Annotated in this window: 15 protein-coding genes; 7 read left to right on the top strand and 8 right to left on the bottom strand. The window is 66.2% G+C overall.

The genetic code is table 11. The features are described 5' to 3' along the window. Window positions 1-102: 102 nt before the first annotated feature. From V7067_RS03700 to V7067_RS03680, 5 genes are all read right to left on the bottom strand, one after another. Window positions 103-1608: an aldehyde dehydrogenase gene (locus V7067_RS03700; protein WP_334174530.1), complete on the bottom strand. Its 1506-nt coding sequence runs from the start codon at window positions 1606-1608 to the stop codon at window positions 103-105. Between the two features lie 81 nt (window positions 1609-1689). After that, window positions 1690-2472, bottom strand: a complete 783-nt coding sequence (locus V7067_RS03695; RefSeq protein WP_334174529.1) for an ABC transporter permease — start codon at window positions 2470-2472, stop codon at window positions 1690-1692. Between the two features lie 15 nt (window positions 2473-2487). Further along, window positions 2488-3357 carry an ABC transporter permease gene (locus tag V7067_RS03690; protein WP_334174528.1) on the bottom strand — a complete coding sequence of 290 codons (870 nt, stop codon included), beginning with the start codon at window positions 3355-3357 and terminating at the stop codon, window positions 2488-2490. After that, window positions 3357-4454 carry an ABC transporter ATP-binding protein gene (locus V7067_RS03685; RefSeq protein ID WP_334174527.1) on the bottom strand — a complete coding sequence of 366 codons (1098 nt, stop codon included), beginning with the start codon at window positions 4452-4454 and terminating at the stop codon, window positions 3357-3359. Before V7067_RS03685 ends, V7067_RS03690 begins: the two co-directional genes overlap by 1 nt. A 192-nt stretch (window positions 4455-4646) precedes the next feature. Further along, window positions 4647-5714, bottom strand: coding sequence for an ABC transporter substrate-binding protein (locus V7067_RS03680; protein WP_334174526.1), 1068 nt, complete (start codon window positions 5712-5714; stop codon window positions 4647-4649). Window positions 5715-6461: 747 nt separating this feature from the next. Between V7067_RS03680 and V7067_RS03675 the strand changes: the two genes are divergently transcribed. Next, window positions 6462-8576, top strand: coding sequence for a TonB-dependent receptor (locus tag V7067_RS03675; RefSeq protein ID WP_334174525.1), 2115 nt, complete (start codon window positions 6462-6464; stop codon window positions 8574-8576). Between the two features lie 91 nt (window positions 8577-8667). On the opposite strand, the gene V7067_RS03670 is transcribed toward V7067_RS03675, so the two are convergent. The 3 genes from V7067_RS03670 to V7067_RS03660 all read right to left on the bottom strand — a co-directional run bounded on the left by V7067_RS03670 (window position 8668) and on the right by V7067_RS03660 (window position 11248). Further along, on the bottom strand, window positions 8668-9090 hold the full coding sequence (locus V7067_RS03670; RefSeq protein ID WP_334174524.1) for an MAPEG family protein: 423 nt from the start codon (window positions 9088-9090) through the stop codon (window positions 8668-8670). A 134-nt stretch (window positions 9091-9224) separates the two neighbouring features. Further along, on the bottom strand, window positions 9225-10280 hold the full coding sequence (locus V7067_RS03665) for a 2-oxoglutarate and iron-dependent oxygenase domain-containing protein (protein ID WP_334174523.1): 1056 nt from the start codon (window positions 10278-10280) through the stop codon (window positions 9225-9227). Next, a complete protein-coding gene (locus V7067_RS03660; RefSeq protein WP_334174522.1) occupies window positions 10277-11248 on the bottom strand; it encodes a LysR substrate-binding domain-containing protein in 972 nt (323 codons plus the stop codon). The genes V7067_RS03665 and V7067_RS03660 overlap by 4 nt, the downstream gene beginning before the upstream one ends. A 232-nt stretch (window positions 11249-11480) precedes the next feature. Between V7067_RS03660 and V7067_RS03655 the strand changes: the two genes are divergently transcribed. The 6 genes from V7067_RS03655 to V7067_RS03630 all read left to right on the top strand — a co-directional run bounded on the left by V7067_RS03655 (window position 11481) and on the right by V7067_RS03630 (window position 17520). Further along, entirely contained in the window at window positions 11481-12605 is a 1125-nt protein-coding gene (locus V7067_RS03655) for a BMP family ABC transporter substrate-binding protein (RefSeq protein WP_334174521.1), read from the top strand. 130 nt (window positions 12606-12735) lie between these two features. Then, window positions 12736-14301, top strand: a complete 1566-nt coding sequence (locus V7067_RS03650) for an ABC transporter ATP-binding protein (protein ID WP_334174520.1) — start codon at window positions 12736-12738, stop codon at window positions 14299-14301. Further along, on the top strand, window positions 14294-15367 hold the full coding sequence (locus V7067_RS03645) for an ABC transporter permease (protein WP_334174519.1): 1074 nt from the start codon (window positions 14294-14296) through the stop codon (window positions 15365-15367). The genes V7067_RS03650 and V7067_RS03645 overlap by 8 nt, the downstream gene beginning before the upstream one ends. Further along, window positions 15364-16287, top strand: a complete 924-nt coding sequence (locus V7067_RS03640; protein ID WP_334174518.1) for an ABC transporter permease — start codon at window positions 15364-15366, stop codon at window positions 16285-16287. Before V7067_RS03645 ends, V7067_RS03640 begins: the two co-directional genes overlap by 4 nt. Window positions 16288-16492: 205 nt before the next feature. After that, a complete protein-coding gene (locus V7067_RS03635) occupies window positions 16493-17056 on the top strand; it encodes a hypothetical protein (RefSeq protein WP_334174517.1) in 564 nt (187 codons plus the stop codon). 65 nt (window positions 17057-17121) lie between these two features. Further along, window positions 17122-17520, top strand: a complete 399-nt coding sequence (locus V7067_RS03630) for a response regulator (RefSeq protein ID WP_334174516.1) — start codon at window positions 17122-17124, stop codon at window positions 17518-17520. Window positions 17521-17646 lie beyond the last annotated feature (126 nt).

Raw genomic sequence — 17646 nt, 5'->3', positions numbered from 1 at the left:
GCAGCGTCTGTATTCTCTTTTGCATCGCCTGACGGAACAATAAAAAACGCCCCGGCGATGTCCGTCGCCGGGGCGTTATCGATCTCAGAAGGCTGATTTTTGTCAGGCGCCGATGTTGACCCAGACAGATTTCGTCTGCGTATACTGCGTCAGCGCCTCAAGGCACTTGTCGCGACCATTACCGGATTGCTTGAAACCGCCCCACGGCTGCGTCATATCACCGTGATCGTAGCAGTTGACCCACACGATACCGGCTTCGATATCGCGACCGAAGCGCAGGGCCGTGCTGACATCGCGGGTCCAGATCGAAGCCGCGAGGCCGAAAGTCGTGTTGTTGGCGAGAGACAGCGCTTCCTCGATACCGTTGACCTTCAGTACAGAGGCCACGGGACCGAAGATTTCTTCCCGCGCGATCGTCATCGACGGAGACACGCCGGAGAACAGCGTCGGCTCCACATAGCAACCCTGATTGAGCGCCGACGGCACGCCGCCGCCGAGTTCCAGCTTCGCGCCCTCGCTGCGGCCGCTGTCGATCATCGACAGCACCTTCTTCTGGTGCTGGCTGGTGACGAGCGGGCCCATGGTGGTTGCCGGATCGAGCGGATCGCCCGGGTTGAAGCCGGCGGCCGCCTTTTCGCGGAACAGGGCCACGAAGTCGCCATGCACGCTTTCATCCACCAGCAGACGCGAACCGGCCGAACACACCTCGCCCTGATTGCCGTAGATGGCGTTCACGCAATAGCTGACGGTGGTCTCCAGATCCTCCACATCGGCGAGCACGATCTGCGGGGACTTGCCGCCGCATTCCGTCGTCACGCGCTTCAGGTTGGACTGGCCGGAATAGATCATCATCAGCTTGCCGACTTCGACCGAGCCGGTAAACCCGATCTTGTCGACGTCGTTGTGCAGCGCCAGCGCCTTGCCGGCTTCCTCGCCCACGCCCTGCACCACGTTCAGCACACCCGGAGGGCCGCCGGCCTCGATGAACAGCTTCGCCAGCAGCGCCGCCGACAACGGCGACTGTTCCGCCGGCTTCAGCACCACCGAGTTGCCGGTGACCAGCGCCGGACCCAGCTTCCAGGCCGCCATCATCAGCGGATAGTTCCACGGCACGATCAGCCCGACGACGCCGAGCGGCTGGCGCAGGATGTAGTGCAGCGCGCTGGCGGCGGTGGAGGTCACCGCCCCTTCCAGCTTGTCCGCCGTCTCGGCAAAGAACTTGATGGCCGTGTACGAACCCGGCACGTCGATGTTGAGCATCTCCGAGATCGGCTTGCCCATGTCGACGGTGTCGGTCACCGCAAACAGCTCGGCATTCTCTTCGATGAGGGCGGAGAACTTCTCCAGAACCGCGAGGCGGGCGCGCGGGTCCATGCGCGACCACACGCCGGAGCGGAACGCCCGGCGGGCGCTGGCAACCGCGCGCTCCACATCGGCGGCGCTGCCCGCGGCGACTTCCGCCAGAACGGCGCCGGTGGCCGGGTTGACGGTCTCGAACACGCGCCCGTCGAGCGAGGGCACGAACGCGCCGTCGATGAAGTGGCCGGTCTCGAATTTCAGGGCTGCGGCCCTGGCATGCCAGTAGGCGGCAGTGGTCGGGTCAGTCATGGTCTCACCTCTGTCAGACGCGCCTCTTGCGGGCGCCGGCCGGCCTGCCGGCCGAAAGCCGGTCAGCCGGAAGCGAAGGACTTATTTCTTTTCCCGCAGCAGGCCGACCGAGGCCAGGATCAGCACCAGAGAGGCCGCCACGATGAGCGAACCGATGGCGTTGATTTCCGGCGTAATGCCGCGCCGCAGGGTGGAGTAGATGTAGATCGGCAGCGTGATCTCGCGGCCGGTCAGGAAGTAGGTGACGGGGATTTCGTCGAACGACAGCGTGAACGACAGCAGCGCCGAACCGATCACCGCCGAACGGATGTTGGGCAGGGTGACGCGGAAGAACGTCTCGACGGGCGTGGCGCCGAGATCGGCCGAGGCCTCGCCGAGATTGCGGTTGAGCTTGGCAAGCCGCGCCATCACCTGCGACACCACGATGCCGAGCAGCGCCGTGGCATGGCCGATGATGACCGCGCCAAGGCTCTGCGGCACGCCGATCTGCTTGTAGAAGTTCAGCATCGCGATACCGGTGACGATGCCGGGCAGGCTGAGGGGCAGCAGGATGGTGCTCTGGAACAGCCGCTTGCCGGGGAAATCGCGCTGGTCCAGCGCCAGCGCCGCCGGCACGCCCACAACCACCGTCAGCGCCGTGGCCGCGCAGGCCACCATCAGGCTGTTGGCGAGCGAACGCAGCAGCGCCGCGTTGGCCATCACCTTCTCGTACCACATCCACGTAAAGCCGGAGAGCGGGAACGAGGTGACCGGGCTGTCGTTGAACGAAAACACGATCAGCACGACGATCGGCACATAGAGGAACACGAGGGCGCCGAAGGCGACGCCGATCAGGCTTTTCTGCCACCATGCGAACCGGGCCATGGGTTCAATCCTCCCTCAAACCAGGTTCACGCGGCCGGCGCGGTCGAGCCGGCTGGAGAGTTGCAGCACCACCAGCACGATCGCCATGACGATGACCGCCAGTGCCGAGCCGAGCGGCCAGTTGAGCGCCGCGCCGAACTGGCTCTGCAGCACGTTCGCCACCATGGTGCCGTTGGGGCCGCCGACGAGAACGGGGGCCACGAAGTCACCGAAGGTAAGGCAGAACGTCATCGTCGCCCCGGCGATGACGCCGGCCGTGGACAGCGGCAGGATCACCTTCACGAACGTGATGAACGGACCGACGCCCAGATCTTCCGATGCCTCGATCAGGGCTTTGGGGATGCGCTCCAGCGACGTGTAGATCGGCATCACCACGAAGGGCACGAAGATGTAGGTGAGCGTGATGACCATCGCCACCTGATTGTAGAGGAAGATGTCCAGCGGCTCGGAAATGAGCCCCAGCATCTTCAGCGCGGAATTAAGCGCGCCGTCTGTGCCGAGAATGATCTTCCACGTGTAGGCTCGGAGCAGGTAGGAGACCCACAGCGGAACCACGACCGCGAGATAGACGAGGTGGCGGACCTTGTCGTTGCGCACCGTAAACACGAGGAAGTAGGCCAGCGGATAGCCGAGAACGATGGCGCTGATGGTGGTGAGCAGCGAAATCTTGACCGTCCGGATCAGGACGTTGCTGTATTGCGGATCGGAGAAGATCTGCACGTAATTGCCGAACTGAAAGTCCGGCACGAACAGGGGAAACTTGCGGGACCAGAAGCTGATCGCAATCATGACCAGATAGGGCACGATCATGAAGATCAGCGTCCACAGCAGCGGACCGGAAAACAGCAGCCACCAGCCGGCCCGGGAGCGCGCGGAACCTGCCATCACGCCGCCTCCGCCGGATAGACCAGCACATCCTGCGGCGCCACGACCACGCGGACGCCGGCGCCGCGCTCCGGCAGGGAGAAACCGGCCGCGCTGGTGCGCTGCATTTCCATGAACACCGGACGCTTCGCACCCGCAAGCGCGACTTCCAGCTTCACCCGGCCGCCGTGGAAAAGATAGTCGACCACGGTGGCCGCAAGGCCTTCCTCGCCCTCGGCCGCCAGCCGCAGACGCTCGGGACGGACGCCGGCGGTTGCCGCATCGCCGGGCGCAAGGGCGCCAATCGCCTCGCCGCGCACCACGCTGCCATCGCGCAGCCGCACCTCGGCCTCGCCGCCGGCCCGCGCCGACACCGTGCCGTCGATGAGGTTGGTGGCGCCGATGAAATCGGCCACATAAGCGCTTTCCGGCCGGTCGTAGAGGGCCGCCGGCGAACCGATCTGCGCCACCCGGCCCTGTTTCATCACGATGATGCGGTCGGAGAGCACCAGCGCTTCCTGCTGGTCGTGGGTGACCATGAGGAAGGTGATGCCGAGCTGCTTGTGCAGGTGCTTCAGCTCCACCTGCATGGCCTCGCGCAGCTTCACGTCCAGCGCCGAAAGCGGCTCGTCGAGCAGCAGCACCTTGGGCTTGCGAACCAGCGCGCGGGCCATGGCCACGCGCTGGCGCTGGCCGCCGGAAAGCTGCCCCGGCATGCGGTCGGCCTTGTCGGCCAGCCCCACCATCGCCAGCGCATGGATTGCGCGGTCGTGCCGCTCGGCCCGCGGCACCCGGTTGGAGCGCACCTCCAGCCCGTAGGTCACGTTGGCGAGCACGCTCATATGCGGAAAGAGCGCGTAATCCTGAAACACGGTGTTGACCGGCCGGCGGAAGGCCGGCTTTGCCGTGACATCCTCGCCGGCGATGCGGATGGTGCCGCAATTGGGGCTCTCGAAGCCGCCGATCAGCCGCAGGGTGGTGGTCTTGCCGCAGCCGGAGGGGCCGAGCAGCGTCACGAATTCGCCGGCACCGATGGAAAGGTTGGTGTCGTGGAGGGCGATGAAAGAGCCATAGGTCTTCGCCACGCCTTCAAGTGTGACGATCGGGTCGAGCGCCATGCCAAACGTCCAGACTTGAGCAATGAAAAGGCGATGCAGGCTGCGGGGGGCCGGCCGGCACGGCCGGGCGGACAGCGCCGGGGCGGGAGGACCCCGGAACCGCCGCGCCGGCAGCCGGTTGCGGCCGCGCAGTGCCGCAGCCCTGCGCCGTTCAGGTTCCCGCCCCCGCAGGGGCGGGACACAGGCAGACGGTCACGGAGCCGCCTTCACCGCGTTCCAGACTTCCAGATACTTGTCGAGACGGGCCGGCATCTGCCACATCACCAGGCTCTTCACGAACTCGATGTTGTTAACCTTGCGGGCTTCCTTCTCCTCCGGCGTCAGGCAGGCCTCCACCGCCTTCGGGTTGACCGGGAAGTAGCCGGTCGACTTGATGATGCCGCACTGGCCTTCCGGCGACAGCATGAAGTTGAAGAACTTGTAGGCGCACTCCGAATTCGGGCTGCCCTTGACGAGCTGCATGGAATCCATCCAGCCCTCGGCCTTTTCCTTCGGCGTGAACTCAACCACCTTGAAGCCCTTGTTGAGGGCATTGATGTCCTTGCTCTGCAGGCCGGTCCAGGTGTTGGAAACCCACACTTCCTGATTGGCGAACAGCTCGGTCAGCTCGCCGGCGGTCGCCCAGTACTTGCGGATGAGCGGCTTCTGCTCGATCAGCTTTTCCTTGACCTTCTCAAGCTGCTCGTCGGACAGGTTGTAGATGTCCTCGAAGCCGAGCATGCGCGCCGTCCAGTAGATGGAGGACTTGTCGTCCCACATCGAGATACGGCCCTTGTACTTGGGGTCGAACAGCACGGCGATGGAATCCGGCGCCGGCTCGACCTTGTCGGGGCGATACATCAGCGAGATGGAGCCCCACACCAGCGGCACCGACCAGGTCTCGCCGTCCACCAGCACGTCGTTGGCCTTGGCGAACTCCGGGTAGACGTCGGCCAGTGCCGGCACCTTGGCGGTGTCGATCGGGTCGATGAAGCTGCCAAGACGCATCAGGCCGATGGTGTCGATGGAAGGCACGATGATGTCGTAGACGCCGCTGCCGGCCGCGAGCTTGGGCGCGAAGTCGTCATTGGAGCCGACATAGGTCGAGGTCACCTTGCAGCCCGAGCTTTCCTCGAACTTGGAGATGAACTCCGGGGCGGCATAGCCTTCCCACGTCAGGACGTTCAGCTCGCCGGCAGAAGCGGCCAGCGGCGTGGAGGCAATCGACGTCGCAAGCGCGGCCGCAACGGCCGCGGAAAAGCGCGAATGGCGCAAGCGCATCTGGTGGTTCCCCGATAGGTGGTTCTGAAAGGAAAGGCTTTGTTTTCCTGCCGGGCCTTGGTGGCCCGGTCGTTGCGGTCAGCCCCGCGCGCCGGCCCGCCCCGCACCGCAGCGGCGCGCGGCACCGCATGCGGCCCGGCTGCACCGGCAGAAACGGAAAGGCAAACGGACGACATCACGTGGGGGCACTCCTGCTGCGCAGTAAAGCCACTGACCTGCCAGCAGATGAGCAAGCCGTGTGCCAGAATCCAACAGACTGAATTTGTTCTGTTTTTAAAATGGCCCCGACCTGGGCATCCGGCCGCCGCTGCGAAATTGCAGCACCGCCCGTCGCCGCAGCACCGACCGCGCCCGGCCCGCCGCGCGCTGAGAAAGCCGCCGGCACCGCCGCCGCCGGCAAACCGCGTCTCGTCCGGGCCCGTTGTCTTCGCCTCAGATACGGCGGCATCCAGCCCGCATTGGCAGTTTTCCTGACACTGCGCACCGGATTTATCGTGCGATCAGCTTATAATATTTAAGTTATAGCTCTCCTTTGAGTTATTATAAATCGACATTAAGCGTCAAATCGCTTTTTTTCATTATTCAAAAAAGAACAGTGTGCTGAATCTGCACTAGTTTATGAGATTCACGAGGGAATCGCGCCGACCTGTATTTGTCCGGAGGCGACATGCCGCTATCAAGCGATATCGCAAGTCATTCGCATTTGCGGCGCTTTGCGGCGTCGTCGAGATTCCCTGTGAGGTTCCCATGATCCAGCCCCGGCCTTTAACCGCGGCGCTTCTGCTTTCCACTGCTCTCGGCCTTGCGCTCGCCACGCCCGCCATCGCCCAGACCGCCGACACGGCAACGGCAAAGACACCGGAGACCGCCGCCGGCACCACGGCCACGGCGGACAAGACCGGCAGCAGCGGCACCGACAGCGACGGCAATCTGAACCTGCAGGAAATCAGCGTCTCCGGCGACAATCCCGCGCTGGCGCCCTATTCCACGCCGGCGGCCGTCAGCACGACCGGCCGCAAGGAAATCGAGACCTTCGGGCGCACCAATGTCGACAACGTGCTGCGCACCATGCCGGGCACGTTCACCCAGCAGAATCAGCAGAACCCCGGCGTGGCGGTCAACATCCGCGGCCTTGAAGGCTCCGGCCGCGTCAACATGATGATCGACGGCGTCCGACAGGACTTCGGCTTCATGGGCCACAACGCCACCAACATGCTCTATGTCGACCCGGCGCTGCTGGCCGGTGTCGATGTGCAGCGCGGCGCGGTCTCCACCGCCGGCGGCGCCGGGGCGCTGGCCGGAACGGCGAATTTCCGCACCCTCGGCGTGGACGATATCGTTTCCGCGAACAGGAAGTGGGGGGCGCTCGGCAGCGTGACGTGGGGCTCCAACGGCACCGACTGGATGGAAATGGTCGGCGGCGGCGCCCGGCTTTCCGAAGGCGCCGCCTTTGCCGGCGCCATCAGCCGGCGGCTGTCGCGCAACTTCACCGACGGCGACGGCAACAGCGTGCCCAACACCGCGCAGGATCTCGTCTCCGGCCTCGCCAAAATCAACTTCAAGCCGACCGAAAACCAGAAGCTCAACCTCGGTGGCGTGTTCTATAATAACGAGTTCGGCGCGAACTCGTATTATCAGGACGTCAACTCCAACACCGTAACGCTGAATTACGGCTGGACACCGGATAACGAGCTGATCAACTACGCTCTGAACGGTTATTATAACAACACCGACATGACCTACAATTCCGCGATCACGTCCGGCAGCTATGCCGGCCGTCAGGTGGCGGATGAAGGCTACGGCTTCGACACGACCAACATCTCGAAGTTCAGCATCGGCGATGTGCAGATCAACACCGCCAACGGCGCGGAGTGGTTCCACAACAACGTCACCACCGTTTCGGGCGGCGTGAACCCGAACGGCGAGAACGGCATCGGCGGTCTCTATTCAAAGACCACGTTCACTTACGGCATGGTCGATTTCATCGCCGGCCTGCGCTACGACTACTACACGCTGACCGGCACCGGCTATTCCACCAAGCGTGGCGGCTATTACGATGTCGACCAGAGCGAGGGCAAGTTCGACCCGAAGTTCACGCTCGCCGTCAACCCGCTCGACTGGCTGCAGGTCTACGGTTCGTGGGGGCAGTCGTTCCGCGCACCGACGACGTTCGAGACCATGCTCGGCGGCAGCCACCCGGGCAGCACCACCTCGTTCACTCCCAATCCCGACCTGTCGCCGGAAACCCAGCGCGGCTGGGAAATCGGCCTCAACACGCTTTACCAGAACCTGTTCTTCAAGGACGACCTGGCCAAGCTCAAGGTCGACTACTATTCGATGAACGTTCAGGACTATATCACGACGCAGTGCGCCGTCTCCGGACGCAGCTATTCGTGCTATTTCTATAACGTATCGGGTACGTCGCAGATCCGCGGCGTGGAACTGCAGGGCGGCTACGATCTCGGTTACGCCTACACCGATTTCAGCTACACCTACACGAACACCAACCTGCCCGCTCAGCAGAACGGTCTTGGTATGCAGAGCTACATGCCGGACAACATCGCCTCGGTCACGCTCGGCGCCCGCTTCTTCGAGCGCAAGGTCGATGTCGGCGTGCGCGGCAACTTCGTCTCGCGCAGCTATGTGGGCGACATCAATGCCGCGTCGGTCGCCGCCGCAGACGATGGCTATGTGCCCGGTTACGCCACCTGGGATATCTACGCCAACTATCAGGTGACGGAGAACTGGTCGGCCGCCCTCAGCGGCACCAACATCTTCAACCGCGAATATACCCCGGCGCTGTCGCAGGCGGGCGCCGGTCAGGGGCAGACCATTCTGCTCTCTGCCCGCGCCAAATTCTGACGCCGGATTCTTCTGGCGCCGAATTCCGGCGCCCTGCCCTCTCCGACACCCCGCCCCGGCCCGCGCAGGCGCGCCGGGGCGGGGCCGCAACTCAGCCGCCGGCCAGAATCCGCGCCGCAAACAGCAGCCACATCGCCAGAAGCGCCACGATGCCGGCCCCGAATGCCAGAAAACGCCGGCCGATATGATTCGGGCCGGTGTGGATGGCGGCATGGACCAGACGCGTGGCCACAAAGACCCAGCTGAGCGCCACGAACGCGAGGTCGGCCAGGCCGGTGGCGACGGCCAGTGCCACCAGCCCATAGAACAGCACCGGCGCCTGAAACTGGTTGTTGAAGCAGTTGCCGATCTGAATCGTCCGACGCGGCCAGAGCGCCTCGCCAAGGGCGATGTCGCGCGGTCCGACGAGCCCGCGCTTCAGCGCCGAAAGGCGCGCAAGGCCCAGCCAGAAGCCGAGCGCAAAAGTGAGACCGACCTGCACGAACACCGGTAACAGCACCGCAGGCAGGGACATGGCACACTCTCCTGATGGCCGGACGACGGAACGCAAAGGCGATCACGACAAAACGCCGCCGTCGCGCTCCCGCCTCCCGGAGCATGACGGCGGCGCCCTTCTTTCCGGCGGCCGCGATTCTTCGCGCGGATGCCTCAGGCGTCCGCTTCGCCGGCCTTCGCCTTCGCGCCATAGCCGGCAAAGGTCGCCTCGAAGCGGCCGTTGACGTAGTCGCCGGCCGAAATCGACGGGTATTTCGCCGGGTGATCGGCATCGACGCAACCCGGCAGGGCTTCCAGAACCGTGTCGTAGCTCGGGCCGAAGAAGAACGGAATCGAGTAACGCTCGGTGCCCGACCGGTTGATGGCCCGGTGCACGGTCGAGGCGAACAGGCCGTTGGTCCAGCGGGCCATCATATCGCCGATGTTGACCACGAAGCAGCCCGGAATCGGATCGGCGGCAATCCACTCGCCGGCCGCATTCAGCGCCTGCAGAGCCTTGATCTGGTCCTGCGCCAGAATGGTGAAGCACTCATAGTCCGAATGCGCGCCGATGCCGATCTGGCGGTCGTCGATCTCGCCGAACTGCGGCGGATAGTGCAGCACGCGCAGCGTGGCGAGCGGCTTGGTGACGAGGGCGTCGAAATAGTCCTCCTCCAGCCCCAGCGACAGCGCGAAAGCATGCAGCAGATGGCCGGAAAGCACCAGCATCTCGCGGTGATAGTCCGACAGCGCGGCGCGGAACGCCGGCTGGCCTTCCGGCCACTGGTTCGGGCCGTAGAGCACCTTGCCGGCCTTCACGTCGGGGTCGTCGGCCGGCACTTCGAGGGCAACGTCGAACGACTCGTGCAGGTCGCCGCGGGCGGTCGGGTCGGTGTTTTCTTCCAGCAGGGCGGCGTAGCCGCGCAGGTTCGACGAGCGCGAGATGTGATTGGCCATTTTGGCCGCATCGTCCTGCGCGAAATAGGTGTGCGCCGCAGCAAACGCGGCATCGATCACCGCCTGCGGCACATGGTGGTTGCGGATGTAGAGAAAGCCGACCTCGGTGCAGGCGCGGCGCAGTTCGGCGGCAAGCCGGGCCTTGTCTTCCGCCCCGCCGCTGAACATCGGCTCAAGGTCGATGACCGGAATTTCCTCGAAAGGCACCCGGCGGGGGTCGAGCCCGCCGGTTTTCAACACGCGCACGCCGTTGCCGGTCTCCACGCTCTTCATGGTCTGTTTCCCTCTTTGCCCGCTCGCGCGTCGAGCACGGTTTCGACATAGTATCGCGGACCCCGGAAATTGAATCCCGGAGCGAAGTAGTTTTTACAGAATGCAACAAAAGCGTCCAGTTTTCTGGACGCAAGGGCCGGTCGCGTATAGCGAATCTGGATAACCTTCGCCTCAGACTCCCATTCGGGAAGAACCGGCGACAGGTGTCCACGCTCGCATTCTATAGCAGTGAAGAACTTTGGTAAAAAGGCGATTCCTTCGCCGGCAACGGCAAAGTACTTCACCGTCCAATAATCGTTGGCGATGAAGTCGCTGCGCGGCAGCAGGTCTGCGGTCTGGCTGCCGTTTTGCAGCCGCCAGTTCTGCAGGCCGCCGGGCCGGCGATAAAGCACGCCGCGATGATCGCGGTCGATGTCCTCCGGCGTCTGCGGCACGCCGTTGCGGGCAAGATAGGAGGGGCTGGCAACCAGCGCGAACGCCGCTCCGGCCAGCGTCTCCCACTGATAGCCGCCGTCGCCCGGATCATCCCATGAAATGATAACGTCGAAGCCCTGCAGGCGGTCCGGCGTGTAGAGCACGCTCGGCGAAAAGAAGGTCAGGTCGAGCTGAACCAGCGGATAGCGCTGGCGGAATGCGTAGAGCATCTGCGCATTGAAGGCGGTGCCGAACTCGCCGGTGGCGCCGATGCGCAAGGTGCCGGCCACCTCCGCGCTGGCCTCCGCCACGGCCGACCGCGCACTCTCGCACGACCGCAGAATCGTCTGGGCGTGGCGCAGCAGCTCGGTGCCGGCATCGGTGAGGTCCAGTCCCCGCCCCTCGCGCGCAAACAGCGCCACGCCGAGATCGGCCTCGAGCTGGCGCAGCTTCAGGCTGAGAGTCGACTTCGGCAGGCCGTGCAGCTTGGCAGCGGCCGACAGCGAGCGCACCTCGGCGATCTTCACGAAGCAGTCGAGGGCCTCAAGGTTCATGACGTTACCGTCCATATTTATGGACACCAGACTGGTTTTTTCGGGTGATTATTTTGTTTGCATGGACAATCGTAGTGCGGCTTAATGCGCCGCACAAGAGCCGAAGCAACCGGCCTTTTCAAAGCCCGCATGGCAGGACAGCGAGTGCAGGGGTGCTGTTTCGGCAATTGCCGCCGCGGCGCCTTGGTGCGAGGCTGTGACCGGCCGTCGTTTGCCAATCAGGGGAACTGGAATGAATTTCACCGGGGTTCGGATGACCCTCACCCGCGCGACGCTCGCCGTCGCGGCCGGCTTTGCCGGGCTTGCCGCCAGTGCCGGCGCGGCCGGCGCCTTCACGCTCGAAGGCCCGCCGAAGGTTGCCTTCATCTATGCCGCGGCCGCGCAGGATGGCGGCTGGAACGAGGCGCTCGAAGTCGGCCGCAAGGCTGTCGAAGAGCAGCTCAAGGTTCCGGTCTCGGTGACCGAGAACATTCCCGAAGAAGCCACGAAGCTGCGCGCTGCCATCGATCTCTATGTGAAGCGCGGTTATAACATCATCGTGGGCACCACCTACGGCTACAGCGCCCCGATCGCCGAGGCGGCCAAGGCCTATCCCCACGTTGCCTTCCTCAACGCGTCCGGCACCACCAACGGCGCGAATCTGGAGAGCTTCTACGCCCGCACCTATCAGGCGTGGTATCTCGCCGGCATCGTCGCCGCCGACACCGGCAAGACCGACAAGATCGGCATGATCGCCGGCTTCCCGGTCGGCGTCGTCAACTGGGATATCAATGCCTACGCGCTCGGTGCCCAGTCCGTGCAGCCCAAGATCGACACCATCGCCGTCTACACCAACTCCTGGTGGGATCCGGTGAAGGAAGGTCAGGTCGCGGAAGCCATTCTCGACCAGAAGGCCGGGGTGATCGCCACCGACCTGTCGTCGGTCGCGCCGCTGGCGGCCGCCGAGAAGCGCGGCGCCTATTCCATCGGCTACCAGCTCGACATGTCGCACGCCGCGCCGAAGGGCATCCTCACCTCGGTGATGTTCCGCTGGGACCGCTATCTGGTGCCGACCATCAAGTCGATCGTGGAAGGCAAGTGGCAGCCGCAGGAATACGGCGCCTTCGAGGGTCTGGCGAGCGGCGTGGTGGAACTGGCGCCCTACGGGCCGGCGGTTTCGGCCGGAACCAAGGCGAAGGTGGAAGAGGCCAAGGCCGCCATCATCGCCGGCAAGCTCGATCCCTTCCGGGGCCCGCTGCTGAAGCAGGACGGCTCTGTTGCCGTGGCCGAGGGTAAGACCATCGACGACGAAACGCTGTGGAACATGAACTTCTTCGTCAAGGGCGTCACCGGCACCATGCCGGCCATGGCCCAGTAAAAGGACGACAGCGGTTCCGGCGGGTGGCGGCGCCAGTTGCGGTGCCGCCGCCTTTGTTTTGTCTCTCACCCTGTTTCCGCCGGACCGCGAGGGCCGATCCCCGCGCCCGGCCGGCCGGAAACGGAAGGGGTTGCCGAACGATGACGGTGCGATGATGGCAGGCGCCGCAGCCAGCATGGCCGGCCGGGCGCCGGGCGGACAGGCCCCCGCCCTGGTGCTGAAGGACATTTCCAAGGCTTTCGACGGCAAGCCGGCCCTGACCGGTGCCGGGTTCGAACTGCGCTGGGGCGAGGTCCATGCCCTTGTCGGCGAGAACGGGGCCGGCAAGTCCACCCTGATGAACGTGGCCACCGGCGTCTATGCCGCCGACAGCGGATCGCAGAGTGTCGACGGCAGCCCGGTGCTGCTGCGCGGCCCGGCCGATGCAACGGCCGCCGGCCTCGGCATGGTGCACCAGCACTTCCGCCTCGTGGCCCGTTTCACGGTGGCGGAAAATGTCGCTCTCGCGCTGGGCAGCCGGGTCGGTTCCGTCAGCGAGGCGGCCCGGCTCGTCGCCGCCAAGGGGGCCGAGATCGGCCTTGGCGTCGACCCCGGCGCGGTCATCGCCGATCTTTCCATTGCCGAGCGCCAGCGGGCGGAAATTCTGAAAGTGCTGCTGCTCGGCGCCCGCATCGTCATTCTCGACGAGCCGACGGCGGTGCTGACGGAGGGCGAGGCCGATGCCCTGCTTTCCTTCACCCGCCAGCTTGCCGCGCAGGGCCACGCCGTGGTGCTCATCACCCACAAACTGCGTGAGGTTGCCGCCCGTGCCGACCGCGTGACGGTGATGCGGCAGGGCCGCACCGTGCTCGCCGGCATCGCCACCGGCTCGCTCGACATCGACACCATCGCCGCCCACGCGGTCGGCGAGGATCTGGCGCACATCGAGCGGCCGCAGACCGTGGCCGGCGCCGAACGACTGGCGATCCGCGACCTGAAGGTCGGGCGCCCCGGCGGCGGCATGGCGGTCGACGGTCTGACGCTGACGCTGCGCGCCGGCGAAATCCTCGGCCTTGCCGGCGTCGGCGGCAACGGCCAGCAGGAACTGGTCGACTGCCTTCAGGCCATGGTGCGGCCGGCCTCCGGCCGCATCGTGCTGGAGGGGCAGGATATCGCGCCGCTCAGCCCGCGGGCGCGCCGCCGCCTCGGGCTGCGCATCATCCCGTCCGACCGGTTCGCCACCGGCATGGTGCGGGAGATGAGCATCGCCGCCAACCTGGCGCTGACCGGCATCGGCGAGGGCCGGTTCGGCGGGCCGCTGTGGCTGCGCAGCGACCGCATGCGGGCCGCCGCGCAGGCCGCCATCGCCCGCTTCGATATCCACGGCGCCACGCCCGCGCGCGCCGCCGCCCTGCTTTCCGGCGGCAATGCACAGAAGGTGCTGATCGCGCGCGAACTTGACGACGGGCTGCGGGTGCTGATCGCGCATTCCCCGGCCCGCGGCCTCGATGTCAAGGCGACGGCCGCGGTCCACGGCTTCATCCGCGCGGCGGTCGAACAGGGCGCCGCCTGCCTCATCATCAGCGAGGATCTGGAAGAAGTGCTCACCCTCTCCCACCGCGTGGCGGTCATGAACCGCGGCCGCATCGCCGGCGAAATGCCGGCCGCCGACGCCACGCCCGAGCGCCTCGCCTCGCTGATGGTGGGCCATGCTTGACGCGACCGTCCTCGTCCGCCGCCAGCAGACGCCGCTGTGGCTTTCGGTGACCGCCTATGCCGGCGGCATCGTCGTCGGGCTGGCGCTGTCGGCCGCCCTGCTCATCGTCGCCGGCGTGCCCCCGGACGCGCTGGTCGACGAATTTCTCGTCGCCACCTTCTTCACCAGCGACGGCCTGTCCCAGACGGTCACCGCTGCCATTCCGCTGGTGCTGGTCGGCCTTTCGGCAGCCATCGCCATGCGCGTGCGCTTCTGGAACATCGGCATCGAGGGTCAGCTCTGGCTCGGCGCCATTGCCGCCACCTGGGTGGCGCTGAACGATATCGGGCCGGCGGCCGTCCGCCTGCCGCTGATGCTGGCGGCCGCGTTCGCGGCCGGCATGGCGTGGATCGCGCTGCCGCTGTGGCTGAAACGCCGCTTTGCGGTGAGCGAGGTGATTTCCACGCTGCTGCTCGGCAACATCGCCTTTCTGTTCGTGCAGCACCTGCTGTTCGGCGCCTGGCGCGATCCGGCCAACAGCTTTCCCATCAGCGCCGCCTTCGACGATGCGGAGGTGTTCGCCCCCCTGTTCGGCTGGGGGCAGGTGCATGCCGGGCTGTGGATCAGCCTTGCCGCCGGCATCGTCGTCTGGTTCGTGCTGGAGCGCACGCGGCTCGGCTTCTATGCCGAGGCCGTCGGCCTCAACCCGGCAACCGCCCGGGCGACCGGCCTGCCGGTGACGCTGACGGTGAGCCTGCTGGTGCTCGCCTCCGGCGGCCTCAGCGGGGTTGCCGGCGCCATGGTGGCGGCGGGCACGGAACACCGCCTCAACCAGTCGCTCGGCAACGGCTATCTGTTTTCGGCCATCGTCATTGCCTTTCTGGCGCGGGCGCGGCCGCTGGCCGTCGTGGTCATCGCCTTCGTGCTGGGCGGTGTGTTCACCGCCGGCAGCGTGCTGAAGGTGTTCTATTCCGTTTCCGAGGCGATCATCGTGCTCATTCAGGGCGTGGTGCTGATGGCCGTTCTCGTGTCGGAGTTCTTCGCCCGCTACCGCCTCAACCGGCCCTCTCTGGGAGGCACACCATGATGGATTTCCTGATCGGCTGGTTCGCCATCATTCCGAGCTATGCCACGCCGCTGCTGCTGGCGAGCCTCGGGCTGATCCTTTCCGAGCGCGCGGGCGTGCTGAACCTCGGCCCGGAAGGGCTGATGGCCGTCGGGGCCATGGTGGGGGCAGCCGGGGTGCTGAGCGGCCTCAACCCGTGGCTGGCGGTGCTGGGCGGCGTCGGTGCGGCCATGGTGCTGTCGCTCATCTTCGCGCTGGCCGTCTCCGTGTTTCGCGCCGACCAGACCCTTGCCGGCCTCGCCGTCGTGGCGGCCGGCCTCGGCTTCACCGGGGCCGTCGGCCGGCCCTTCGTGCAGAAGGCCTTCGAGGGCATCGGCGCGTTCCGCGAAGTGACGGGCACGGAAGGGGGCCTGATGCGCCTTTTCGGCCAGCAGGATCCGCTGGTTGTGCTGTCGCTGGTGCTGGTGGCGGCCCTGTGGTGGTGGCTGATGCGCACCCGCGCCGGCCTGCGGCTGCGCGCGGTCGGCGAAGACCCCGGCGCCGCGGACATTGCCGGTGTCGACGTGCAGATCACCCAGATCGTCGCGGTGCTCGCCTGCGGCGCGCTGTGCGGCCTTGCCGGCGCCTATCTTTCCGTTGCCGCCAGCCATGTGTGGGTGGAAGGCATGGTCGCCGGGCGCGGCTGGATCGCCGTGGCGCTGGTCATCTTCGCCCGCTGGGATCCGCGCCGGGCGCTGCTGGGTGCACTCATCTTCGGCGGTGCCGACGCGCTGGTGCCGCGCCTGCAGGCGGTCGGCGCCGATGTGCCGACCTATCTGATGATGATGCTGCCCTATGCCCTCACCCTCGCCGTTCTGGTGGCCGCCTCGGCCGGCCGCAACCGCCGCTCCTCGGAGCCGGCCCATCTCGGCCGGGTCTATCTGCGGCAGGACAAGCACTGAACGACACGCCATGAACAGCGGCAGCCCCGACAGAAGACCGGGCGGCGATTGCCGCCAATCTGGAGCAGATTACCGGCTGGTCTTTCCATTGCGGCGTGCATTTTCACGCTCGCAGCGCGTGTCACTCGGGTAAAACGCCAGAAGGCGCGGCGGTTGTATCCGATGTGAAGAACACCTTCTCCGCCGCTCCTTGGGGGGAGACGCAATGGAAACGACGCTTTCAGGTGCCGGCCGCCCGGCACGCCGGATGCTGACCGGACTGGCGATCGCCGTAACCGCCGCACTGGCGGCTCTCTCGCCGGCCCACTCGCCGGCCTTTGCCGGAACAGTCTCCGAAGACACCGCGCTCGACGTGCGCTGGACCGGCCCCGGCGGCGCGGTGCTGGCGGAACGCCGGCTGGACCGGGCCGCGCTCGATGCGCTGCCGCAGGCCGAAATCCGCACCGAAACACCGTGGACCACCGGCCCGCAGACCTTTGCCGGTCCGTCTCTTGCGACGCTCGCCGGCCTCGCCGCGCTGCCCGGCCATCCGGTCACCGATGCCCTTGTGGTGGCCATCAACGACTATTCCGCCACCATTCCCGCCACGGACTGGCAGGCGCGGACAGTCGTGCTGGCCAGCCGCCACAACGGGCAGCCGATGCGCGTGCGCGAGAACGGCCCTTACTGGGTGGTCTATCCGCTCAGCGGGGAACCCGCCCTCAATACGCAGGCTTATCACGCGCGGATGGTCTGGCAGGTCAACGCCATCACCTTCAACTGCCGGTAAGGGCGCGCGGCGATGGCCCCGCTTCCGCCCGTCCCTCACCGCGCCCGCGCAGCGCGGGCACGGCGATGAGCGCCGCCTTCAGCCTTCTGCTGTGCGACGACGAAGCCGCGCTGATCGAAGAGCTGGCGGAGTTCTTCCAGTCCCTTGGCTGGCAGACCTGCATCTGCACCGACGCGGCACAGGCGCTGGCGGTGCTGCAACGGGCGCCGCGCCCGCCGACCGGGCTGCTGACGGACCTGCGGATGGCCGGCGGCAGCGGCGAAAGCCTGCTGGCGGCCGTTGCCGCCCTGCCGCCGGGCCGGCGTCCGGCCCTGACCGCCGTTCTGACCGGCCACCTCGATGAAGGCGCCCGGGCGGGAGATTTCGGCGCCGACCTGCTCTATCGCAAGCCGGCCGACCCGTTCCAGATCGCCCACGACTTCACCGGGCTGCTCTCCCGCCGCGACCCGGCGCGCGATGCCTGAGGCGGCCGCCGGAGACGGCCCTCCGGACTGCACCCCTGGACGGATCCCCTTGGACTGCCGCCCTAGACTGCCCCCCCTTGGACTGGCCCTCGCCGGCCGCACACTCTATGCTCGCACGGCCCGCCG

The organism is Pseudoxanthobacter sp. (genome assembly GCF_036822375.1).
In the GTDB taxonomy this organism is placed as follows: Bacteria; Pseudomonadota; Alphaproteobacteria; order Rhizobiales; family Segnochrobactraceae; genus Pseudoxanthobacter.
The sequence above is the reverse complement of the archived record's forward strand: the minus strand, read 5'-3'. Positions and strand labels throughout refer to the sequence as shown.